The sequence below is a fragment of the Nostoc sp. UCD121 genome (assembly GCF_014222285.1).
GTDB lineage: Bacteria > Cyanobacteriota > Cyanobacteriia > Cyanobacteriales > Nostocaceae > Nostoc.
The window spans coordinates 1-24,267 of record NZ_JACKZS010000117.1 but is presented as its reverse complement, the minus strand read 5'-3'; the positions used below and the strand labels follow the sequence as shown (position 1 = coordinate 24,267).

Sequence of the window (24,267 nt, the reverse complement as noted above, 5' to 3'; positions counted from 1 at the left end):
ACCGCCCTCGTTAGCTTCTAAGACTTCTAGCTCCAGTTCAGTTTTGTTCTTGATAGGCTTAACTTTATTGGCTGACAGAACGATTCCGCTATGACGAGAGAAGAATTTTTCGGGTTCGGTCGTCAGCGAGTCGAAGACTTGTCTGTAGGTCGCGCTTTTGCGGTTCGGTTCGCGGATGTTCGGTTCTAGCGGTAGGTCTATCGGGAAGGTGTCTACGTGGGCGGTGGCAATGATGCAATTGGGGTTAGCTTGAAAATAGTTATCTATCTTAATGTTCCAAGTCTTGGGCATACAATATGTGCAATGTCAGGGGAATTTCTATGTTAACTAAAACCCTTGCCCTGTCATTGGCTGGTGGCAGTGTAGTGTAAATTAACCGTCAAACTTACAGCCAAACGCTTACGCTGTCCACTAGACAAGGCGGTAGTAGAGAGTACCCCATCATTGACTTGTGTAAAGATAAGTAAATACAGATAATGTATCAAGTAGAGGATGAATTAGACGCAAGCCTTATGCTGTGATTGATGGAGTTCAAACAAGAGGAGAAAAAGGAAATTACAGTACACAACGTGTAAAATTTAGCTCTAATTTTTCTGCTTAACTGTTTGTTACATACTTGTAAATTTTTTCTCCGACTTACTTACCTGGATTTGAGATGCACTTAATATTAAACTAAGCTCTTTGAAAACCTTTCGCTGGTTGTTTTTGTACTTTACCTTTGGGTTTAGATTTATTCACTTCTGTAAGTGCTTCTTGAAATAAATTATGTAGATGTAAAGGAACACTAGCAATTTCTGGTAATTCTGGCTCGATACCTTTACCATACTCTTGCAAAATTTTATCTAAATTATTGCTCAGGCTAAACTCAGGACGTTGCAAGAAATCTTGCAAGAATTTTTCTAATTGAGTGGGATATTTTTGTGCTAATCGATACCAAATATAAGCATTAATATTTTTATCTTCCAAGTAGTGACGAATTAGTTTTGCTGCACCTTCAATACTTTCCCAATCATCAGCTAATAATATAGTTGTGAATTTAGTATATGTTGGTAAAAACATCAATCCCCAACGTGGGTGACAAATGGCTGTGACTTGTTCTGCTTTCTTGAGTTCAGCAGGTAAATCTACTTTCGGCGCAACCATTTTTTGCTTACTGTTTTTCCCATCCAATATTTGAGAAGTAGCGTTAGTATCAATCCCAAATTCTTTAGCAACGGCGATAATTTCTTCTACGCCAATGCCAGCTTTTGCTACTATTTCATTCAAAGATTTGGAACTAGAAAGTCCGACCGTTTTAAGATATTTATCGGCGATAATTTCTTGAAATTCAGTTATCTTTTTATTGAGTTGGTATCCTGGTAATGTAACTTCATCACTCCCAAAAAACTCAACAAACTGCTGATGATATTGCTCTATTGACTGCCATGCTTGTTCTAGCAAGTCTGGAGCATCGCTGTAAAGATGACTTTTATAATTATCTTTAAAATTTCCAATGGCGACGGCGAGTTTTGGCTTCCCGAGTTTACCCATAAATGTGTGAGAGCCAGAAAATATCCATTCATTATCAGTAAGAGGATAAATGCGTGTTAGTAAAATATCTCCTGGCTTGAAACGAGATATGGCTGGTTGTTTTTCAGGGCTGTTAGACTTGACAATGTAATTTTTAGCTGTCAGAACTATGTAATGTTTAGCTGTCAGCCAGTTCATGAGTTCTAAGCCATCAGGTAGAATCTGGGTGATAGTAAATAAACCAATAAAACTACGATGCCAGCTATTCAGTAGATTGCGATCGCTCTCTGACAAATCTGCATGACTGGCGATAAATAACTCTATAGGTGAACGATCACCAATTTTCCCTTCTGTAATAAACCTATCAATGATTACTTGTTGTTGGGTGCGATCGCGATTACCGCTAGGCATCTGTGCAGATGCATAAATGTCGAGTGCTTGTGCTAGTTCGCCGTCAGCATCTAGGACAAAATCAACCAAGGCTTGTTTAAGTGTGTGCGATCTTTCTACTATGGCATCCACAAGCGAATCTTTCTACTCAACAATTGTATGTAGCCTATAGCGTTTTTGAGGATTATCGCATCTAGCAATAGCTAGATTTTTTTAGTCATAGCGTTTTCTATTCTTGTCAGTCCAGTATGATGATTTAGCAGCTGCATTTGTGATAACCGGAGTCGGTGAAATAGATTTTGCGATGCCTACGGCGGGCTACGCCTACGCATTTGTTATTTTTAACGATAGAAAAAGAGTTTACAAGGATTATCAATCCAGACTTTTACTTTACTGCTTTAGGACGTATTCATCCCGTTTCCACCGATGTTGAACCCTCGTCAGTTGGCAGAGGTATTGAACAGAAAACCGAGATCAGAAAAAAATCTTGAAAAATTAACCGCAATCAGCAACGCCAGAAATTTTTATACTTATTAGTTGTGTTCTAGCAGGTTTACAATCTTCCTCACTAACTCTTCCGGTTCTAATGGCTTGGTAATATGAGCTTGAAACCCAGCAGTGAGTGCCTTTTGCTGGTCAATATCTGCGGCATAAGCGGTAAGCGCGATCGCTAAAATCTTTCCTCCCCGATCGGGTGGGCGTGAACGAATCTGCTGGATCAGCATATAGCCATCCATATCAGCCATGCCTACATCACTCACAACTAGATCGGGAATAAAACAATCAAGCACTTGCAATGCTTCTAGCCCAGACGCTACGGCTGTCACCTTTGCGCCATTTTGTTCTAGTAAAAATGCTTGAAACTCACGAGTATCAGTATCATCATCCACGACCAATATTTGCAGGTTGCTTAAGGGAGTCTCTGCGCTTTCTGCATCAGCCTCATCTGACTCAACTACAATTTTTGCTGACTGATTCAAGATAGGTATTTGAACTGTAAAGGTTGCGCCTTGATTCTCACCCAAGCTTTCTGCTTTGACTGTGCCACCGTGCAGTTCCACAATTTGACGGACGATCGCAAGGCCAAGCCCCAACCCCCCAAATCTGCGCGTCGTCGAGCTATCCTCTTGCTGGAAATACTCAAACACATGCGGGAGAAATTCCGGTTGAATGCCAATGCCAGTATCGCTCACCCGAATCTGAGCTAGTCGATCGAGTTGCCTTAATTCAACGATTACTTGTCCGTTAGCTGGTGTGAATTTGATCGCATTGGTAAGCAAGTTCCACACTACTTGCTGCAAACGGGCAGCGTCACCAGAGATAGGTGCAGTCTGATCGAGATCAATTTGTAACCCGATATCTTTTGCTTGTGCTGCTAAACGCACCGTTTCGACGGCAGCAGAAATAACAGAGGTTAAATTAACGGTAGCTACTGTTAAGGACAGCTTGCCCCGCATAATGCGCGAAATGTCAAGCAAGTCTTCAATTAATTGTGATTGTAGTCTGGCATTGCGTTCGATCGTTGCCAGTGCTTCGTGTTGACGGGCGGCATTGAGTTTGCCTTTTTGCAGCAGTTGTGTCCAGCCTAAGATGGGGTTGAGGGGCGATCGCAATTCATGAGACAGCACCGCTAAAAACTCGTCTTTAATTTGGTTCGCTCGTTGCAACTGTTCTGCGTGCTGCTGAATCGAGACAATTAGGTTTGCTCGATCAAGGGCGATCGCTATCTGCTCAGACATCATTTGCAGCAAATCGATTTCTTCTCTTGTAAAGCGAGTGCGGGTGCAGCTAGCAAACGAGATGGTTCCCAATAACCGTTCCTGCACAATTAACGGTTGACCGACATAAGCGGTAGCACTCAGGTTGCGGAGGGTTTGAGCATGAGGATGAGTGGCAATTTGGGCGCGATCGAGAACGAGCTGCTGTTGTTCTTGAGCTACCCATCCACTGAGGTATTCACCGAACTCAACCCACTCCATCGCGTGTGCAAACTCTTGATTAATGCCCTCATAGTTTTGCAAATGCAGTCTGGGGCAGTTATCTTTTGACTCGACGATGTGGTTGTAGTAATAATCCAACCCTAGCTGGGGTGAGAGTTTGCTAAATAGGTTGTGCATTAGCGTTATCGGTTGCTCAACCGCAAGTAGATCGCTAGTGATGTCATAAAGCAACCGCAAGCGTTCATCGGCTTGCCTCTGTGAGGTGACATCGCGCATGATTTTGATAAATCCTTGTACGTCGTCCGCTTCCTCACGTATTGGCATCACAAAGCCACTACCCCAAAGGCGGCTACCGTCCTTTCGGATATGCCAGCACTCATTTTCTGCCTGTCCTTGAGTTTGGGCGGTCTGCAATTCCTTCCTAGCTCGGTCTTGGGCCTTGTCTTCGGGGGCGTAAAGGATGCGACTGTTACAGCCGATTATTTCTGCTTCTGAATACCCTAACAAGAGTTCGGCACCCGGATTCCAGCTTGTAATCACACCGTTGGGATCGAGGCTGAAAATCGCATATTCTTTTGCACTTGCCACCATTAACCGCAAGCGAGCTTCACTTTGTTTGAGGGCGGTTTCGGTTTGTTTGCGATTGGTAATGTCGTAGGACATTGCCAGCACAGCATCAACTTCACCAAGAGCATTGCGTAAGGGTGTGCCATGAGAAATATAGTAGCGATCGTGGCTGTTGTGTTCTAAGGTAAATGATTCGCCATTAAGAGCTTGACGGTAGTACGGTTCATAACTGTCTGCCAGGGCGGGTTCGAGGACTTCCCAGAGTGTTTTGCCGACAAAGTTTTCAGTAGCCATACCAACCCACTCCAGTGCTTCGCCTTCTGCAAGCTGGTAGCGCAAATCTCGATCCACAATGAACACAGCGCCATGAGGCAGGTTGGCCGCGACTTGACGCAGGCGGGCTTCGCTTTGGTGCAGTGCTGCTTCGGCAAGTTGGCGATCGCGCCTTTCTTGGGCTTCCCGCAGCGCTCGTTGAACACATGGCACCAACCGCCATAAGCGTTGCTTTAGCACATAGTCGGTGGCTCCCAGTTTCAGCGCTTCAATCACCAATTCTTCGCCCATACTGGCAGAGACGAAAATAAAGGGCGTGTCAGGACGCAGGTGATGGGTAATTTTCAAGGCGGAAATGCCATCAAAACCGGGCAAAGCATAGTCCGCCAAAATCAAATCAAACGCATTGGTTTCTAATGCCCTCACAAAGTCAGCGCGAGTTTCCACCCGTAGCAGTTCACAATCAGCGCCGCCATCGGTCAGGGTAAGATGTATCACCTCCGCATCAAGGGGATTGTCTTCGAGCAAAAGAAACCGGAGTGCTTTCATAACCGTGCCTCATGCTTTGGCAGCGAAAAGTAGAAAGTTGCACCCTGGCCAGTCGCGCCTTCTGCCCAGATGCGTCCGCCATGTCGATGAACAATCCGCCGCACAGTGGCAAGTCCGACTCCAGTGCCAGCAAACTCCTCTTGCGGATGCAGCCGTTGAAATATGCTGAATAGTCGATCATAATATTTCATGTCGAACCCTGCACCATTATCTTTGACAAAGAAAATCACTTCCTCCTCTTGTTCAATGCTACCAATTGTGATGGTAGCTTCTGTGTTATTGCGGGTGTACTTGACGGCATTCGACAGCAAATTTTGTAACACTAACTGCAATAGCGCCGGGTCGCCTTCTACTGCTGCCAATGGCTCGATTTGCCAGTGAAGCGATCGCCCGACCAGTTCCGGCTGCAATTGTGCTTGTACCTGTTGCACCAATTGGCTGATATTAACAGTAGTCAAATGCATTTCTGTCTGCCCCAGGCGTGAGAATTCTAGCAAGTCGTCTACCATTTTTTCTGCCTGAAGAGCTGATTGCGTGATAATGTTGAGAGTCTGCAAACTGGATGTATCGAGGAGAGTTGCATCGAGCTTGCCTCGCAACCGCTCGGTAAAGCTGCTGATGTAGCGTAGCGGCGTTCGCAAGTCGTGGGATATTGAGGAAGAGAACGCCTCCAGTTCTTGGTTGATGGCTTCTAGTTGAGCCGTCCGCGCTTTCACCTGTTGCTCTAAGCGATCGTTGAGCGTTTGTACCGCCTGCATCACCTGTTCGCGGTAGACCGCTTCGCGTCGCAGCTGTGCCAGTTGGAGGTTGGCATTGACTCGCGCTAACAGTTCCCGTGCCGAGAAGGGTTTAATTAAGTAGTCATCTGCGCCAGTTTCTAAACCCTCCACCCGTGATTCTTCGCCAGCACGGGCAGAGAGCAAAATAATCGGGATTGTCTGGGTATTTGGATTGGCTCGCAGCGATCGCAACAACTCAAATCCATCCATTTTGGGCATCATCACATCCGTCAGCACCAAGTCATAGACTTTGGCACTTCCGCCACGCCGGATTGCAGTCAGTGCGGCTAACCCATCATTTACAGTTTCTACCTCGTAGTACTGGTTTAACAACCGCCTGAGATAGCCCCGCATATCGGCGTTGTCATCCACTAGGAGAATACGCGCCCTCTTGAAGTTTGGAACTTGAACCTCCGAGCTTTGAGCTTGAAATTCTGTGCTTTGAGCGTGAACCTCCGAGCTTTGAGCTTGAAATTCTGTGCTTTCGTCAAGGGCAGTTCCCCCTGCCCCCTGCCCCCTTCCTCTTGTTCAGGCAGCCAGCCCCAGGCTTCCTCAACAAAAGCATTCGCCGTTACAGCCGTCGATACCAGTATAGAGGCAACACCAATTTGCTCGGCGGGTAGATGGGCGATTCCGGTGGGGATGGAGACGGTGAAGGTTGTGCCTTCGTCTACTACGCTCGTGAGGGCGATCACGCCACCGTGCTGCTTGACGAGTTCTTGCACTAGAGACAAGCCAATGCCTGAGCCTTCATAGCTGCGCCCCTTCCCCCCTTTAACTTGATAGAACCTCTCAAAAAGGTGAGGCAGTTCTGAAGCGGCAATGCCTATGCCCGTGTCGCTGACTATCAATTCAACTGTGTTTGCTTTGGGTTTGAGCGAGACAGAAATAATACCCTCGAAGGTAAATTTTAAGGCATTGGAAAGCAGGTTTAGCACAATCTTTTCCCACATTTCTCGATCGATGTAAATAGGGCTGGGCAGAGGGGGACAATCGACGACTAACTGCAAATTGGTATTCTCGATCGCCGAGCGGAAAACACTTGCCAGTTCTGCCGTGTAGGTGGATAAGTCAGTGGGTTCGTAGTTTGCCTGAGTGCGATCGGCTTCAATGCGGGAAAAGTCGAGCAGCGTGTTGACCAGTTTTAAAAGGCGGAGTCCGTTGCGATGCGCCAGTTGCAACTGTGTTTTCAGGTGAACGGGTGAATGGAGACGAGTTCCATCCATTCTCCCGTTCCCTGTCTGGTTTTGTTCGCTTAAACTCGATAATGCTTCTTCTAATGGACTGAGTATCAACGTTAGCGGGGTACGGAATTCGTGAGAAACGTTGCTGAAGAACACAGTCTTAGCGCGATCGAGTTCTGCCAATGCCTCAGCCTTTTGGCGTTCCTCTTCGCGGGCGGCTTGTTCTCGAATCAACCGAATCCGATTTTCTTCGGCTTGTTTGTGATCGCTAATGTCGTTGAAAACAATCGCAACTTGTCGTTTTTCGGGTTCGCCAACGGGAAATGCATAAATGTCAAACCAGCGATCCAAATGTTCAGCACGGTTCTCAAAGCGGGTGGATTGACCGGTCAAAGCAACGTTGCCGTAAATTTCAAACCAATACTCTTCGTGGTCTGGAGCCAGTTCGCGCATCCGTAACCCTTGCGCGTTTACCAGCCCTGTCTGTCTCTCAAAAGATGGACTGATTTGCATAAAGCGATAGTCAATCGGCTTCTCGTTCTCGTCAAAAATCATTTCGACGATGCAAAAGCCATCGTTGATCGACTCGAACAGCGATCGATATTTTGCTTCCGATTCGCGTAAGGCATCTTCGGCACGCGCGCGTTCGAGACGCGGGAAAATGCGGTTTGAGAATTCTTGAAGAAGTTCGGTTTCATCGTCGCGCCAATCGCGCGGTTGCGGGTCGGAAAGGGCAAGGAGAAACTTCCATTCACCGTTGCGGTGAAACGGAATGCTGACGAATGAGCCAACTTCGAGTGCAGCGTAGGAGCGAGCGTCGGTGCGCCAATCGGTCTGCGTATCGCCGACGATAGTCATTTCTCCGGCGCGACTTACCCGTACAAATTCCTCGTTCAAGTAATCTTTAGTGCGATACGTTCCAAGTAAACTCAGTGCATCCGTTCTTGTCCAAAAGTAGCAGACCGCCAGTTCGTCCCGCGATTCGTCAACGTCAAGGAAGTTGACGGTGGCAAGTTTCAGATACTCACAGAGCTTCGCGCCAATGGTTTGCATAATTTCGTCGGCTGACGACAGACGCGAAAGATCGTTGGCAATGCTGGCTAAAAAGGCGAAATTGGCTTCGCGGCGTTTGCGATCGGTGATGTTTTGAAAGATGACTGCAATCGTGCGGTCATCCGTCACGCCTTCCGGTTTGAACACATAGAAGCCGAACCACATATCATTGGGCTTCGCGTATTGTTCGAGGCGTTGAGCTTCGCCCGTTTTCGCCGTGTAACCGAAAGTATCGCGCCAATATTGTTCATAATTCGGGTCAATCTCGCTCATCAGCCGCCCTTTTAACGATTGACCGACTATTTGCATCGCCACCAGATTTTCGTCGAGGTAACTGATATCAACCGCCTTGCCCGCATCATCCCAAATCACCTCGGCAAGATAAAAGCCCTCGTCAATTGAGTTGAACAGCGATCGATATTTCTCTTCTGATTCGCGCAAGGCTGCTTGGGCTTGCCGTTGCTCAATTAAATCGGCGGCTTGGCGGGCGAGTAGGTCAAGGAAACGCAACTGGTGATCGCTCGGACGGTGGTGTTCGCGCCAATGGGTAGAAACCATACCGATCGGTTTGCCCGAACGGGTAATCAGGGGGGTTGACTGTGCCGAGAGATACCCGGCTTCAACGTGCCTTTGCATTGAGCCATCGAGGTCTTCGCTCTTTGGCACGTCGAAATCAATAAACGTGCGATCGCTGTTCTTCAGCGCCATGCCGCAGGGCGTGTTGGAGTCCGCATTCACGCGGTAGAAATACTCGGTCATATTCCGCTCAAACCCCTGCGTCGCCAGCAGCACCAATTCTTGTGTCGCTTCGTCGAGAATTTGTACTGTTCCGGCATCCGCCCGCGTCAGAGCGATCGCAGCAGCCATAATTTCTTGGTAAAGCGTCTGAATGTCGCCTTCGGTCAAAAGCCTCGCGCTCAGTTCGTGCAGCAGCCGCATATCTTTCAGTTCTAATTCGACGGCTACTTCGGCTTGTTTGCGCTTGATCGTGTTTTTGTCAAGTTCCGGTACTTTCCGCAATGCCCGCTCTACCGATGGCACCAACCGCCCTAATCGTTGCTTCAGCACATAATCTGTCGCGCCCTGCTGGATAGCTGCGATCGCCAATTCTTCACCCAAACTAGCGGAGATGAAAATAAACGGCGTGTCAGGGCGCAGGCGACGGGCGATCGTTAGTGCCGCAATCCCATCAAAACTAGACAAGGCATAGTCTGCCAAAATCAGGTCGATTTCGTCGGTTTCCAGTGTTCTAATAAAATCAGCGCGAGTCTCTACCCGCAACAGTTCACAGTTAATACCGCCCTCCATCAGCGTGGCTTGCACCACTTCTGCATTGGGTAGATTGGCTTCGAGTAAGAGAAACTGAAGTGCTGACATTATTTTCTTTTTGCTGTTTTGATATTACGCAGTGACCTTTTTTGAATTCAAAATTTAAAGTCCAAAATAAAGAATAATAATTTTGAATTGATTAATTCTGGGTACAAGCCCCTACCTTCTATATATATTTTGCCAATTTAATGCAATACTTGTACATCCTAAAAGCTGAAAGCGATTATAGGAAAGGGGCAAGGAGAAAACTATATTGCATAATAGCCGGAGACGCTTTCAGGTAATCGTACATTTGTCAAGAGAGTGCGGGAAAAGAAGATAAATCCAGCTTGAAGACTGGCTTTAGTAGGGCTTTGACTAGCCCTAAATCTTGATTTTCTTTGGCAGCAAAATACTTAATGGGGTCGTCGGCTTTACCTTGATCGTAAGCGATAATCCTAGTGACTGAGCCGACACCATCTGCGATCGCCTATCGAGCCGAACAATTGTCAATGTTGCCCCAGGCAGTTAGCGATATTAGGTCAGTGCTGGCTAAACCTGGGTGTGCTTGGCAACCCTAGCTATCTAATTGGTATACAAAGCAGGTAAGCTGAGGAAAGCACCTAGCAGCAGTAAAAAATTAGTGATAGTAAAGTTGCCTCGCCATCGCCCAGAACGAAAATTCAGTAATATCAAACGAATAGTATTAGAATGTTCGCTCATGGAGTGCGTGCATTGTGGGGCAGAATTAGCGCTACGCAAACCAAGACACATGCGTAAAACTGTTCAAACAATGGATGGTGCAATATTTGTGGCAGGCAAGAGTAGAGAATTTACCAATTCCAGTTGCACACATTTTGGTAAACATTACTACGCTACTGGCGTACTCAAATACAGCTTACCTTACAGTACATACGGGCTAGACGTGCTGGCATTTATTGGTTGGCAACATGAACATGAGCATCAACAATTGGTAGAAATTCAACGTTCTTTAAACCAGCGGGGTGTTGAAATTAACGAGAGTAATGGGGGTAAGCAAAACCCTTCAATTTCTGGCACTATTGGGTGGAACGATTGCACATACACAGGAGAAATTAGCTGCCACAGCCATTGAACATGGTGGTTTGATTTGGGCAATTGATGCTTTACAACCAGAGGGTCATGGAAGCTTACTCTATGTATTGTACGAGGTATTAAGTGGTACACCAGTCGGTGGAGTTCAGTTACCTCAGGCAAAGGCACAACAGTTAATTGAGTGGCTGCAACCATATCAGCAGCTACCGTATAAAGTGCTGGCAACCTTGTCAGATGGGGAATCAGCAATTATTACTGCCATGAATTCAAGTTGGACAGATGCACCACGTCAACGTTGTCAAGCACACTTTCTCAACAATTTGAGTGATGCAGTCTTGCCTTTAGATACAAAGCTACGACACCAATTAAAGACAGATTTGGATGGACTACCAAAAGTATCATTATCTTCTGAAAGACCTCAAGACCCAACTCAGCAAAAGCAGCCAGACAATAATAGCCCCTTTTTTCAGCAATACCCTATCTGTCACGAGACGCAGAGTTAATGGTGGTGGAGTCCCAGATTCGAGCTGCTATTCGGGATTGTGTCAATCGCACCAGTCGCAAACCTTTTATTTGGGGTGGTTTAAGCGGCTACCAGCAATTATCAGCGATTGGAGAAGTACTACGTAGTTTATCATGCCGACAAATTGACGCAGATTATTTGTCTGTGTTGTCAGTATGGGTAGACCTTGCTTTAAGCAACAATCTTTCCGTAGCATTGGATTTGGCAGAAGCGCACAAGTGGTTGCGACGAATTACCGAATGTTTGCGCTATCCAAATAACTCCCGCCGCATCTCAGGCAACGTAACTGATATTACACGAACCGCAGAAATCCCCAAAACAAGTTTTCAAGTTCGGTGCGAGATGGAAGAGTTATTACAGAAGTTTGTGCCTGACCCTCAACAACATCCGGCACAGTTTGCTCTCAAGAAAAAGTTACAACGTTTATGGGAGAAATATAGTACTTACTTATTACACTGCTATGATATCCCTGGTTTGCCACCAGATAACCTGAAAATCGAGTCTTTATTTAGTCATTTGCGTCGCCATCAGCGACGTATTAGTGGACGCAAATCAACTGTTGAATTACGTGATTTGGGACAATATCAAGTTCTATTTATAGCTCAAAACGAAAAACAGTTACTTGAACAAATTCGGGAAGTACCTGTAGCTGAGTATAAAACTCAACGTCGTAGATTAGCGAAGGCAGTTGCTCCTCGCCAACAAAAACGTCGCCTTCATCGTAATCCAGTTAGCACAATACAATCTTTAGTTGATCAACATACGGAACTTCTTACTGTGCTTGAGTCTCAAGTCTTGAAATACTAGTTAGATAGCTAGGGGACTCGACAGCGTTGACAAGTTCTACCAACAGCTAGTCTCCCAAGTTGGTGAGGCTGTTGGAATTGCTGATGGGGAGCCGTTCTGGAACACATACCTGGGGCAGTGGCAGGTTTGGGTTAACTTTGCAGACGGGTGTAGGTCTGTGGTGTGCGATTGGTTAGTGGGGGTGGTTAACTGAAATCACACTTTCAACCAAGTTAACTTTGAGCCGGAGCCACAATCGGTAAGGTAATCACAAATTCTGTGACAACACCCGGTGTAGAATTCACATTCAAAGTTCCGCCATGTTTTTCTATAACAATAGACCCAGCGATCGCTAATCCTAATCCTGTTCCTTTACCAACACCTTTGGTGGTAAACAAGTGGTCAAATACTTTTTGTTTGACTGATTCACTCATTCCCACCCCATTATCAGCAATTTTCACCTCAACAATTTTCTCTTTCAATGAGGTGGTAATTGTAATCCGATTAGGATTGGCTTTAATCTCCCTAAAACTCCGGTCTGTATTTGATTCATCCAAGGCATCAATAGCATTCGCTAGTATGTTCATAAATACCTGATTTAATTGACCTGGGAAACATTCTACTTCCGGTAAATTACCGTAGTTTGTGATCACTTCAATCTTCGGACGTTGTTCATTTGCTTTCAGACGATGTTTGAGAATTAGAATTGTACTATCAATGCCTTGGTGGATATTGAAAGGTATTTTGTAGTCTTGATCGGCACGGGTGAAAGTGCGGAGACTGGTACTGATATTTTTCAGCCTGTCACACGCTATCGTCATCGAATCAATCATTTCGGGTAAATCTGATAAGCTATATTCCAAGTCAATTTCTTCGGCATGGATGAGAATTTCATCTCCCGGAGCAGGGAACTTTTTCTGATAAAGCTTTAAGTGTTCAACAATATCAGCAAAGGTAGGTTTAGCTTGTTTTACACTGGCAGCAATAAACCCCAAAGGATTATTCATTTCGTGAGCTACTCCAGCAACCAATTGACCAATAGAGGACATTTTTTCGCTTTGAAGCAAATGAGCTTGGGTGTTTTGTAGTTCTTTAAGAGTTTGCTCTAAATGTTCCGCTTTTTGCCGTAAAGTTTCTTCTGCTGCTTTGAGTTCGCTGATATCCCTTGCAATTGTCGAGAAATATTCAACTTCTCCATCAGGTGATTTGTGAGCAATAATCAGTTGGGATATGGGAATTTCTCGCCCATCTGCTTTTAAAACAGCCGTTTCCCCGACCCAATTACCGACTCTAACTGATTCTGGTAATCCTTGATTCTGGATAATCTCATTTGCCCATTTCGGATGATTTCGGCACAAATTCCTCCCCTCAATGGATTCCTTTTCTCCCAGTTCTAACATTCTGCGAGCTGCTTTATTAAAGTAAAGAACCTGCCCAGTTAAGTCAGCAGTGCTAATAAAGTCTGGTGCTGCTTCTAGAATTGCCAATAACTTCGCCTGTTCTTTCTCGGCTTGTTTATGCTCACTAATATCACGAGCTACGCCAACAGTCATTATCACTTGACCTAGTTCGTTGCAGATCGCAGATTTGATTGTATGGAATAGGCGTACTTCGCCATTGTACCGAGTTACTGGCTCTTGGGGAATTTCTAGGGTCTGTCCACTTTCAAATACGTAAGCATCATCTTTGATATATTGCAAGGTATGGTCTGGTTCGCTGAAAGGTGCATCAATCATATTTTGAAGCTGTGATTCACTCATCCCGTAATAATCACGAAACGCCTTATTTGCCCAAATTATTCGAGATTTGGCGCCTTTAACTAGTACCATATCTGTAATCGCATCAAGAATTTGCTGATAGGTCTTTTCGTTTTCCCACAGAGCGCTTTGAGTCTTTTCGTTTTCGCGCAGGGCGCTTTCAAAAGACTTTACTTTTGTAATATCCTGCACTGTTGAGACAATACTAATTACCTTGCCATCAATATTAGTTATCGGAGTGTAGCACCAATCACAAATAACCACTCTTCCATCTTTTGTCAGATTCTTACTGAGATTATTACCTCCCACTTTCTCTTCAATTAATAACTCCATTATTTCGATGGCTTGTACTCTCTCACTTTCTGGCACAATTATTTCTGATATCTGACAACCAAATACTTCACTTTTGCTGTATCCAAATAGTTGTTCAGCAGCCGGATTCCATTCTATTACTTGAAGCGCTGCATTCCACTCAATTAAAGGCAAAGGATTACGTTCTATAAGTAATAAAAGTTTATCTTGCAACTGTTTCAAATCTGGCTCTGCTAATTGATGTTCAATTTTCTGACCATTTCTACTGACTTCATCAACTTTTAGCACTTGGTTTACAGAAAAATTCTTACCGGATTGAATGCCCTGCTGTTGAAAGTTCATCCTGTCTAACTGACTAATAGATTTACTTGGTACTTAAATCTAGGATTCCCTATTCTTTAAAGAATGTAACATTCCTCTTTCTAATAATATCCATTTGTTGGAAATCGTAGTCTAAAGAGAACAATTCTGAAGGCAGAGGTACGCCTCGAAGAGTCACTTGAGCGAGATCGGCACATAAGGCTAGGATGCAATCTCAATATGGTTGAGCAGAGAAGCAGAGGGGAAAAGTAGTACAAGTATAGTATCTCCTCTGCAACTATGCACCCCTGCTCCCATGCCTTCTTCATCGCCGTCCACACCCCCAAAACATGAAGATGGAAGTAATAATCTCTTGGGTATGGACACAGATGTAGAACTCAGTGATTCTTGGTGGGATAAAGTTAAATATTACGCTCGACTGGCGATTGAACGGGTTAAGGATGGGGTTGAATCAGTTAAAGAATTACTCAGTACCTAACGATTGATGAGCGTTGCGGCGTGATGCTAGAGTTTGAAGACGCTTACCCAGACAAGTTTGCTCAATTGGTGGCAGATGCGCCGCAGTGGACTGAATGGATGGGGTGATTTGCCCCTGTTACAGACCAGTTGACTGTTAATCCCTCGAACATCATTTGAGTCTTGTAAACAGTCCTATAATATTTTCTTCTTCATTAATTGGCTTATTTTTGAAGCCTAGCTAATTCTGAAACTTCAGAGTCTGGTGGAATTTCCGATGCTTCTACACTGTTAACTTTTAAAGAACGCAGCAATTCTCGAATCACATCATTAATAGGTCTTCCTGTTTTTGCACAGTTGTTGCTGTAAACTAATTACTAGTAGTCAAAACCCTCCCCACTTTGTCAGATCGCAACTCGGTGAACCAGATGTTTTTATCAGGACCTTGAGTGATTCGATGCATCACTGTGTTGTGGGTAGGAACTTGATAAAAGGTGAAAGGTATTTGGGAAATGTCCTCAGGTTCTGATTCTCGTATTCGCCGATCAATTTTGATAATATAGTCTGGGCTATTGGAATTAGGATTGTTAGCATCAACGTATTGCTCCACCCAAAGGTTTCTTTGGTTATCAAACGTTAAAGAAGCCAAAATAACATTGTTCTGAGTTTTGGGAACGGGAAATTCTGTGATATTACCCTGCAAATCAATGCGCCCTATCTTGTTTCCCGCCTCTTCTGTAAACCACATAGCTTTACCACTAGGATCGGCAACGATCGCAATTGGTCGGCTATTCAGAGTTGGGATAGGGTATTCTGTAATTTGTCCATCTGGTGTAATTCGCCCTACTGCATTTCCCACCAACTCTGTAAACCACATATTGCCATCAGGACCAGCATTAATATAAATCGGAACACTGCCTACACTCGATAGAGCAAAGGTTTCTACCTCGCCTTCAGATGTAATTCTGCCTAATGTACCAGTAGCTTTGCCAGTGTACCAAACTGTTTTGCCATCACTACCAATACCCAAGCCGTGAGGATGGGTATTAATTTTGGTTTTGCAGGTTGAGCAATCTAACTGCACATCATATTTTGCGACGATATTACCATTCGAGTCTAGGCGCGCGATCGCACCCAAAAATTCCAGAGTTATCCAAAGATTACCCGCAGCATCGAACTCAATTCCATGCGGACCGCTACCATTGGGCATTGGATGGAAAGTTGTTTTGCCATCCAAAGTAACTTCCACAACCCGATCATAGTTCTGCCCCGTTACCCAAAAAACGTTTTTACCCTTTTTGTTGTAAGTAATCTCATGAGTAGAACCCGGCTTCTCGGACCTATTAGGATACACTATCGAGAACTCCTCAACTGTACCGATATGTGCTGCATATGCGGGGAAAGCTGTAAATGTCAGCATTAGCGTCAAGATCAACCAGTAAAACCAACGACAAATTGCAGAGAATTTCATAGCCATCAGTTCATTTTCCTCAAGCACTGGTTTTTTCATACTGCGACCGAATCCTTTAAACATGCCTCTATCTAGTAAACACCAGTTTAAAATGCCCAAAAATCCTACAGTGATCGCTGCTGCATCACCCACATTTACAATCGTTATACTGGGTAAACTGGTTTGAGCTACACAAGGTATTGCAATTTCTGAAAATGCTACTAATTTAAATTTATTAATTGCGAATTCCTTTCTTTGTATAAGTCATACCTATATAATCCTTGAGAAAGTTTCCTCAACTCTGGGGGATTGCTACTATTACATCACAGTAGAAATAATTTACCAAGTCATAGCCAATGAGGTTGCGGTTTTGAAATCCCAATTAACTAATCATCGAGTCGATTTACAAGATTGCACTATTTTTTATCAGCAAAGTAGGTTGGAGTCGAGTTCAATCCCTATCCTATTGCTACACGGCTGGGGAATCTCTACTGAGCCTTATCAAGAAGTACTGGAACTACTAGCACAGCACCATACTATAATTGCTCCTGACTTGCCCAGTTTTGCAAGATCGACTTACTCTGGTCTAATTTCTGATTACGTCACCTATAGCAAATTTCTCCTTCAATTTTTGTCAGTTTTAGATTTACAACAATTTCACGTAGTAGGACACTCATTTGGTGGTGGTATTGCTATTACTTTATCTACACTTGTTCCAGAAAAAGTCAGAAGTGTAATTTTGATAGATAGTACTGGAATTCCTACGCCATCTATACCGGAGATGATCCCGCGAAGGGCAATCGAAATGACCGCTCAACTATTTCTCCCAAGACGCTGGTTGAAATTAATTGATATTCCTTTGGTTTTTTCCTACAACTTGTTGTTCAACACAGGAAATGTCATTCAAGGATTGCTAATTTCTTTATATGAAGATATCAGCCATCTATTACCAGAAATACAAGCTCCCTGTTTATTATTATGGTCAGAAAAAGACCTAACTACACCATTAAGTAACGCTCAAGAAATGGCAGCAATTATTCCAGACTCTAAATTAATTACTGTAAAAGAAGGTTTCCACGAATGGGGACTCTGGTATCCTGAGAAATTTACATCACTCATATTGGATTTTATCTTTCAACTTGAGCAATATTGATACATTTTGAACTGGGACAAAGTACAAGCTCAGTCTCAGTTGTTATCCCTGCCCCCTCCCTTGCCTCTTTTGATCAGAATTTGTCACTTTTGACAGGAAAAATTGCATATAGTAATGTTAAAAATTCAAGGCTCACCAATGAGATTGATTGGCAAGAAAACGATATATTTATTCAAGTTCGGAGAAGAAAAACAAGAGGATTATCCTAATAATAATTTGGATTTCCTTCTTGAAATAGTTTTTTCTGCATAATGACCTTTTTAAATTGCTAAATCGCTTAATAGCATCCGATGGTCGGAATTTCCACCCTTGATAGTTTTACAATCTAAGACTTTGATATCATTACTAACAAAAATATGATCTATCGGCAGCTTAATTACGCTTATAATCAAGGCTGGTAACTGAACATAAGTTGTCGGTTCAATCCATGAAGGTTCTACTCCAAAGCCCAGTTTTGTATTGTGTAGTCCCGTTTTTTCAACTAGTCTTTTATAGTAGGGCGACCAAGGAGTTAGGTTTAAGTCACCTGCAAATATTAGTTTTTTATCCTTTTGAGTCTGTAAGTACTGAGTTACTTCAGCTAGTGCGGTGTTACGTTTAGCAAAAAGATCAGGTTTGATCGGTACTGAAGGGTGGGCTGCTACTAAGGTGATATTTTTAGTGCCAGTTTTTATAGATGTGGTTAAAATCGTTCCTGCACTTAGTGTCTTTCCTTGAGGATTTACCAACCCAAAGCGGCTAAAAACAGCCAACCCACCACCAGGAGCCCGGTAAGCAAAGGGTAAAGTATATTGCAGGTGCCCGGTTAGTTCCTTCATAGCTGGCGGGCTGATCTCGATTAATACAGCTATGTCAGGCTTTTGCTGTTCAACTAGATTAGCGACAGATGTCAACTGAGTATTTTGAATATTGATGTTAAATTCTATAATTCTAAGAGCTTCACCTCGCCCTTGATGGCTATTAGGTAGATACCAAGGTAGTATCCAAACGCTATTAAACGCTAGTAGAGCAAGAGCAAAACATAGCGTACCCTGCCAACGAATTCCAGCGAACCAAGCACACAATATCCCGATAGTGATCAGTAAAGAGACTAAAAAATAATAAACTCTCCCGTGACTTAATAACTCGAAAGGATACTGCCAAAGGAAACCAACGCCTATTGAAAGAAGGGCAGTAATCCTTAGTAGAAGGTTCAATAAAATTTGGCTATAAGACTTTAACATCTAATACTGATATTTACACACAAAGGTACTTAGCTAGATATACAGTACTTGCGAAGCTTATTACTAAAATTATACTAATTTTTCGTCAAACCATGACAGCCGATGCTGTGAGGGGCTTCCACGTTAAGTGAAATTCCTGAAGCAGTAATCTGCATAGATACTTATAAATTTAGTTCACTTACATACGAAAGATTTATATTATGGCAACAGCCCCAATAAGCTTTCTAATATTTTGTATCCCCATTTGAGTGTTAACAATCCGCAGAAAATTGCTAGGATCAGACTACCTATGATACCTATGGTTATAGGTTCTGCATATCCAAACCAATCTGTATAACTCCAATACAATGCAGCGATCGCCACTCCAGTTATTGCACCAATACCAAAACGCTTAATTAAGCTACCAACTTTTTCGGATTTTAATTCAGGTGTATTTACTTCAGGGGGTAATGGGTTCATAAAAAACCTTTGCCTTTTTGGACAACAGAGGCGCTCTGCTTGCCATTTTAGTCTTATTTAGCAAGAAGGGCAGAAGGCAGAGGGCAGTATTCCTTCTGCCTCCTGCCCTCTGCCTTCTGGCGCGACCAAACGGGTCTTGGGTTTAAGCCCCACTCCAAAATCTCTGATTTGGTGTCCCGCAATCAGTGTAGGTCTGAAGCCTACACTGTATTGCAACCTTCTGCCTTCTGCCTCCTGCCTTTGCAATTGATTTCGGGGTTTGTTGATACGTATTTGTGCCTGGACAATATTGAAAAGCAAGTCTTTCAATCGGCAATCAGTACAATGGGATTAGATAAGCAGGAAGAAATTATGGAAATTGTAACCAGATGGTAACAGGAAGGCGTTCAGAAGACAAAAGAAGAGATTGCATTGAATTTACTGCGCGAACGCTCAAATTCAAAATTATCAATTTCATTATTCAAACATTTTTACCCCATGCATAAATGCAGGGGCACAGAACTTCAAGTTTATAAATCTTTCTCTCCATAAATGAATTTAGGGGCAAGTAAGCTGAATTAATTCAAAATTACTGAGCTATTCTTCAATTTTGAATTTGAATTTTGAATTTTGAATTGTTTCGGTCATTGTTGTGGTCAAGGAATTTACTAATTTTGTCTATCTTTGCTCAACGCTCAGTATTCATCCGCAGTTTTCTAAAACTGGCATCTGTAAATGTTCTTTCAAATCTAATGGTTCCGTTGGCAGGACTAATAGATGTAATGTTTTTAGGGCATTTAACGGAGATTCGTCATTTAGCAGGTGTGGCAATAGCAACAATTCTATTCAATTATATTTATTGGACATTCGGTTTCTTACGCATGGGTACAACTGGAATGGTTGCACAGGCTATAGGGCGTAAAGATAACCAATCGGCAGTACTGATTAGTTTACAGCATGGAATTTTAGCGCTGATATTAGGACTTGCCATCCTGATATTTCAAAAACCTTTACAAATATTAGGGTTTGCAATTCTAAGTGCTACACCAGAAGTTAAAAGTTCTGGTGTTGATTTCTATAATGCTTTAATATGGGGTGCCCCAGCAACATTGATTAACTTTGTCTTGATTGGTTGGTTTCTTGGACAAGCCCAAAGTAGTAAAGTTTTGTTGCTTTCAGTTATTAGTAATTGTGCAAATGTACTACTAGATTATCTATTTATTGTTCAGTGGGGATGGTCAAGTAGAGGAGCTGGATTAGCGACAGCCACTAGTCAGTATCTGATGCTAATAGTAGGTACTTTGCTATATTGTCAAACAATTTCATTTAAACAAATACAAGCTTCAATTGGGGAAGTATTTAACCTATCTGCTTTAAAATCGGTTTTCATGCTGAATGGAGAAATTATTATTCGGACTTTCGCTTTAATTTCGACAATGGCGATGTTTAGCAATCTCAGTTCTATGTTAGGAACTGAAATTCTGGCGACAAATACCCTGCTTATGCAATTGGTGAGCTTGGCAGCATATTTCATTGATGGCTTGGCATTCGCTACTGAGAGCTTGGCTGGAATTTTTCAAGGTAGTGGAAATATTACTTCTTTAAAACAACTGTTGCAAACTTCTGTAGTCAGTAGCTTCGTTATCGGATTAATGTTTGCTACTGCATTTATTTTTGCCCCAGAATCACTGTTAAGATTGCTGACCAATCATACTAATATTATCAATAATTTACGTTCTTATATTCCTTGGTTGCTACCAGTTTTGGGTTTTGGCTCAGTCGCTTATGCGCTAGACGGTTATTTTCTAGGCTTGACTCAAGGTCATACACTTCGCCAAGCTATGCTCAAAGCCACTGTAATCGGTTTTATTCCATCAGCAATTACAGCAATGTATTTCCATAATAGTCATTTACTATGGCTATCAATGTCTTTATTTATGGCAGCAAGAACAATAACTTTGGCATTGTGTGTACCAAAATCATTTTCTACAAGACAGGGATGAATACAGAATATATCTATCTTCACGGGAAATGTATATTTTCAATTATCTATTTTTCCCTTGAGTGATGGCTACGGTTCAAGAAGGCTACGTACCTTTACTGCAAGACTAAAGAAAGACCAGCTATGTTTTAAATGCTGCAAAACGCTTCCGGGAGCCATAATTCATTAAGCGTCCGAGAGAACTAAAATATTTATTAGTACAAATCTACTATAGAACGAATAAGATGACAGAACTAGGCAGCATTTACAACCATAATGGTCAACCATCTACAGCTACCATTCAATCACGTCAAATAGCCGAAAAGTTCGCCAATGGCATTGCTGAATTTAATTGGAAAGTTGATTACTTCAAATTTTGTGAGCTTTTAGAATTGGAACCAGGGGAGTATGCAGATGAGCAATACCAATATTTTCAGCAGTTAGCAGAATCGCTGACGAGATTTAACGCTGAGTCTTTAGCCAAAATGATTGATGCTGGAATAAAAAATAAGCTTTTGAGTTCATTACGAAGTTAAAGGTGGGGACTGAAATCAACTTTCTTTCTTGCTTGATTTTGAGTCACCACCACTGACTACCAATCTTTGACAAAAAATTACCCAGCTATATCCTTCCCACTCTTATAGTTCATAGCTCTGGGTTTCCTCTTGCCTATAGGGACTACTTTCGATTGCTTGGGAGGTTGAGGAGGACGGCATTTCTCGCAATATAGAGGTCTAACTCCAAAGGTTTCTCGTTGTGTGGGTTGTTCACACTGCTTACATACGAAGTTAAAAACGCGAGTATGAATTTCCCGCTTGTGCGCTCTGACAGTGTACTCTCGGACTTGGATTTCTTTGCTTGCCATTGCTTATTGCAATTAGTAACTTTTTGGATCTTAGCCTTTGCTAAGAAGATTTCAATGCTCTGGGTAAACATAATCACCCGTTTTGTGAATGGGAATATGGCTACGCCAAAACCAGAGTGAGAGTTGCAACGACCAAACCCAACTGCAACACCTCACTACATTGAAAAATCACAAACATTTGCAGTTAATCATGGATATCCAAGCTACTCTCACGCTGACGATCCAAGCAGTCGTTATCAGCTTTGTTGCGCTGATGGTTTTCGATTTCATGGATAGTTTGTGGGTTGTACCCTTGCCGCCAATCGAATGGCAACCACCAGTTATTGAACAGCCCACAGTTTCCGCAACAGCATCACAACCTACTCCAAGGGCGATCGCATTTGAGAAGATTTCCGACCCCTGGACTCTAGAACCACAATCCCCTCACCATTCTGTTCTCACGCCAGCAGTTATAATCCCTTTCCCCAGCCTCCGACTACTCCCACCTGCCTTTCTTTGCAACCGACCAAATCTAAGCGGACTAAAGCAAAATTGTCCACGTCTAAGAAATCCACCTCAACTAGTACTAAGCGCCAGTCCACCAAGCCACCCAAGATAACTGGAAAGTACCAAAAAAATTATAGTTAACCCGTCCTTAGCTCAAACAATTGTAGATTGCCGAGAAGATAAGAGAATTGACGATAGCGACGCGGAAAGCGACTGTGCGTAGCGTCTTTTAGATTTATTCCACCCACTTGACTCTGGGCTTCTACCAAAAACATTCAATCTCCAATCTGCCCTATTCAATCTTCTCGGTCAAACGGCTACGCCAAACCGAAAGTGATGTATTCATATAATAGATATGGTCAGCCTTATAGCCACGCAAGGAACTCTGTTTGACCTAGAAACAGTTCTGGATTATGGGCAATCAATCCTCAACGTTGCTCAAGAACTCACCAAATCACTGATTGAGCAACGGACTATCTCCACCAGGACAATCCAAGCTCAGATGAATCGATACTTTCTAGGCACTGCCGCGTCTGGTGCATGGCAATGGAAAGATGCTTACGAGGCAGTGGAAGTGGCGCAAATATTATATCTGCGTCAAAAAGGTTACAAGCTTTTATTAGAGTCGCCACAAACAGTATTATTGGAATTGGAGAAGTTAGTAGCCCTCTGCCCGACGCATACTCGCCGTAGTGAAGAGTCAGTACAGCTTCAGCAATTCTCGACACCGTTGCCGCTTGCTTATCTGGTAGCCAAAGCAGGATTTATACAACCTACTGATTTGGTGCTGGAGCCATCTGCCGGAACTGGTTTGTTAGCACAAATGGCTAAACTGTACAGTGCAAGTCTGATGCTCAACGAGCTTGCACCCGATAGGGAGAAGATTCTGCGACGGTTATTCCCTGGCACACCATTATTCTCAGTAAACGCGGAACAAATTAACGACTATCTGGTTGGCAAGACTCAGCCCTCAGTTGTGCTGATGAATCCACCGTTTTCGTCATCCCCGAAAATCAACAGTCGCAACCCCGACGCAACTCCTCGCCACATCAACTCGGCATTGCAAAGACTGGCTGACGGTGGACGGCTGGTAACAATCACAGCCAATTGGTTCTCTCCCAATAATCCTACTTGGCAAGAGACTTTCTTTAAGTGGCAGGATTTTGCGCGAGTTCTACTGTCTGTTGGGGTAAACGGCAAAGTGTACTCCAAACACGGGACGACGATAGAAACCAGGATTACTGTAATCGATAAAGTCCCAACTGATAATCCTGGCGACATCCCCTGTATTTCCGAAACTTTGGACTTGCCCGAACTGCTGGCGTTGATTGAGCAGTTGCCACAGCGATCTTCGTGGGAACGCTCAGATATCAAAGCTACTGCGGCGAAGGCAATTGTTGTTCAATTGCCAAAACGCTCTGTGGTAGCTCAAGCAGAAACACTTTCTTCAATTCCAGATGTGGTTGTTCTGGAGTATGAGGTTATCGAATGGTCTGCTACTGAAGGACTCAAAGATACTTTATATGAAACCTATCGCCCACAACGAATCAGAATTAAAGATGCTTTACCTCATCCCTCACTACTGTGCGAAAGTGCAGCCCTAGCGCTTGTCTCGCCACCACCACCCACTTACAAACCGCATCTCCCGCGAAACATTGTCTCACAAGGATTGTTATCTGAAGCACAACTTGAAAGCGTTATTTACGCAGGTCAGGCTCACTGTGAATTTTTGTCTGGGTCTTATATTGTCGATGATTCTTGGGATAATGTGACTGTTGCGGCTCAGGGCGAGGAAAATGCCGTCAAATTTCGTCGTGGCTGGTTACTGGAGAATTCTAAAGTTTTCTACCCATTAAAAATCACTTTGGCTTCCTACCTACGCTAACTTTT

The 24,267-nt window shown here is 43.5% G+C and carries 20 protein-coding genes and 1 pseudogene; 9 read left to right on the top strand and 12 right to left on the bottom strand.

Annotated elements, in window-relative coordinates; translation table 11 throughout:
- The 6 genes from GNF10_RS22510 to GNF10_RS22485 form a co-directional block, all read right to left on the bottom strand.
- Positions 1–291: AIPR family protein (locus GNF10_RS22510; RefSeq protein ID WP_185592389.1), on the bottom strand; the 291-nt coding region annotated here is incomplete at its 3' end.
- 381 nt (positions 292–672) lie between these two features.
- Positions 673–2,031: a hypothetical protein gene (locus tag GNF10_RS22505; protein WP_185582483.1), complete on the bottom strand. Its 1,359-nt coding sequence runs from the start codon at positions 2,029–2,031 to the stop codon at positions 673–675.
- Between the two features lie 401 nt (positions 2,032–2,432).
- On the bottom strand, positions 2,433–5,228 hold the full coding sequence (locus GNF10_RS22500) for a response regulator (RefSeq protein WP_185582481.1): 2,796 nt from the start codon (positions 5,226–5,228) through the stop codon (positions 2,433–2,435).
- Positions 5,225–6,379, bottom strand: a complete 1,155-nt coding sequence (locus GNF10_RS22495; protein ID WP_185582480.1) for a response regulator — start codon at positions 6,377–6,379, stop codon at positions 5,225–5,227. The genes GNF10_RS22500 and GNF10_RS22495 overlap by 4 nt, the downstream gene beginning before the upstream one ends.
- Positions 6,379–9,621, bottom strand: coding sequence for an ATP-binding protein (locus GNF10_RS38780; protein ID WP_185582478.1), 3,243 nt, complete (start codon positions 9,619–9,621; stop codon positions 6,379–6,381). Before GNF10_RS38780 ends, GNF10_RS22495 begins: the two co-directional genes overlap by 1 nt.
- Positions 9,622–10,137: 516 nt before the next feature.
- Positions 10,138–10,275, bottom strand: coding sequence for a hypothetical protein (locus tag GNF10_RS22485; RefSeq protein WP_185592387.1), 138 nt, complete (start codon positions 10,273–10,275; stop codon positions 10,138–10,140).
- Between the two features lie 49 nt (positions 10,276–10,324).
- On the opposite strand from GNF10_RS22485, the gene GNF10_RS22480 reads away from it, so the two are divergent.
- The 3 genes from GNF10_RS22480 to GNF10_RS22470 are packed head-to-tail and all read left to right on the top strand — an operon-like array spanning position 10,325 to position 11,956.
- Positions 10,325–10,666 (top strand): hypothetical protein, encoded by a 342-nt coding sequence (locus tag GNF10_RS22480; RefSeq protein WP_185582476.1) that lies wholly within the window; start codon positions 10,325–10,327, stop codon positions 10,664–10,666.
- On the top strand, positions 10,578–11,129 hold the full coding sequence (locus tag GNF10_RS22475; RefSeq protein WP_185582474.1) for a hypothetical protein: 552 nt from the start codon (positions 10,578–10,580) through the stop codon (positions 11,127–11,129). Before GNF10_RS22480 ends, GNF10_RS22475 begins: the two co-directional genes overlap by 89 nt.
- Positions 11,130–11,134: 5 nt before the next feature.
- Complete coding sequence (locus tag GNF10_RS22470) at positions 11,135–11,956, top strand: hypothetical protein (protein WP_185607234.1); 822 nt, start codon at positions 11,135–11,137, stop codon at positions 11,954–11,956.
- A 212-nt stretch (positions 11,957–12,168) separates the two neighbouring features.
- Here GNF10_RS22470 and GNF10_RS38775 read toward each other — a convergent pair whose 3' ends face one another.
- Positions 12,169–13,464, bottom strand: a complete 1,296-nt coding sequence (locus GNF10_RS38775; RefSeq protein ID WP_311774203.1) for an ATP-binding protein — start codon at positions 13,462–13,464, stop codon at positions 12,169–12,171.
- Positions 13,447–14,346: pseudogene (locus tag GNF10_RS38770) on the bottom strand (PAS domain-containing protein); the annotation flags it as partial. The pseudogene GNF10_RS38770 and the gene GNF10_RS38775, both read right to left, overlap by 18 nt.
- 274 nt (positions 14,347–14,620) lie before the next feature.
- Between GNF10_RS38770 and GNF10_RS38765 the strand changes: the two are divergent.
- A complete protein-coding gene (locus tag GNF10_RS38765) occupies positions 14,621–14,803 on the top strand; it encodes a hypothetical protein (RefSeq protein WP_260446198.1) in 183 nt (60 codons plus the stop codon).
- Between the two features lie 348 nt (positions 14,804–15,151).
- Here the strand turns inward: GNF10_RS38765 and GNF10_RS22455 are convergent, their stop codons facing one another.
- Positions 15,152–16,384 carry a hypothetical protein gene (locus GNF10_RS22455; protein ID WP_185582468.1) on the bottom strand — a complete coding sequence of 411 codons (1,233 nt, stop codon included), beginning with the start codon at positions 16,382–16,384 and terminating at the stop codon, positions 15,152–15,154.
- 217 nt (positions 16,385–16,601) lie between these two features.
- Between GNF10_RS22455 and GNF10_RS22450 the strand changes: the two genes are divergently transcribed.
- Positions 16,602–17,384 carry an alpha/beta fold hydrolase gene (locus GNF10_RS22450; protein WP_260446319.1) on the top strand — a complete coding sequence of 261 codons (783 nt, stop codon included), beginning with the start codon at positions 16,602–16,604 and terminating at the stop codon, positions 17,382–17,384.
- Positions 17,385–17,644: 260 nt separating this feature from the next.
- Here GNF10_RS22450 and GNF10_RS22445 read toward each other — a convergent pair whose 3' ends face one another.
- Together GNF10_RS22445 and GNF10_RS22440 are read right to left on the bottom strand one after the other, a co-directional pair.
- Positions 17,645–18,448, bottom strand: coding sequence for an endonuclease/exonuclease/phosphatase family protein (locus GNF10_RS22445; RefSeq protein WP_221643707.1), 804 nt, complete (start codon positions 18,446–18,448; stop codon positions 17,645–17,647).
- A 357-nt stretch (positions 18,449–18,805) separates the two neighbouring features.
- The gene (locus GNF10_RS22440; RefSeq protein WP_185586313.1) at positions 18,806–19,066 is read right to left on the bottom strand and encodes a hypothetical protein; all 261 of its coding nucleotides are present in this window, start codon (positions 19,064–19,066) and stop codon (positions 18,806–18,808) included.
- A gap of 653 nt (positions 19,067–19,719) precedes the next feature.
- Here GNF10_RS22440 and gntT point away from each other — a divergent pair.
- Positions 19,720–21,048, top strand: coding sequence for a guanitoxin biosynthesis MATE family efflux transporter GntT (gntT, locus tag GNF10_RS22435; RefSeq protein ID WP_260446165.1), 1,329 nt, complete (start codon positions 19,720–19,722; stop codon positions 21,046–21,048).
- 223 nt (positions 21,049–21,271) lie between these two features.
- Complete coding sequence (locus GNF10_RS22430) at positions 21,272–21,562, top strand: hypothetical protein (protein ID WP_185586312.1); 291 nt, start codon at positions 21,272–21,274, stop codon at positions 21,560–21,562.
- A 77-nt stretch (positions 21,563–21,639) separates the two neighbouring features.
- Here the strand turns inward: GNF10_RS22430 and GNF10_RS22425 are convergent, their stop codons facing one another.
- A complete protein-coding gene (locus tag GNF10_RS22425) occupies positions 21,640–21,891 on the bottom strand; it encodes a hypothetical protein (RefSeq protein ID WP_185586311.1) in 252 nt (83 codons plus the stop codon).
- Positions 21,892–21,979: 88 nt separating this feature from the next.
- Between GNF10_RS22425 and GNF10_RS22420 the strand changes: the two genes are divergently transcribed.
- Together GNF10_RS22420 and GNF10_RS22415 are read left to right on the top strand one after the other, a co-directional pair.
- On the top strand, positions 21,980–22,489 hold the full coding sequence (locus GNF10_RS22420) for a hypothetical protein (RefSeq protein WP_260446166.1): 510 nt from the start codon (positions 21,980–21,982) through the stop codon (positions 22,487–22,489).
- 243 nt (positions 22,490–22,732) lie between these two features.
- Positions 22,733–24,262: a strawberry notch-like NTP hydrolase domain-containing protein gene (locus tag GNF10_RS22415; RefSeq protein ID WP_185586310.1), complete on the top strand. Its 1,530-nt coding sequence runs from the start codon at positions 22,733–22,735 to the stop codon at positions 24,260–24,262.
- Positions 24,263–24,267: the final 5 nt, after the last annotated feature.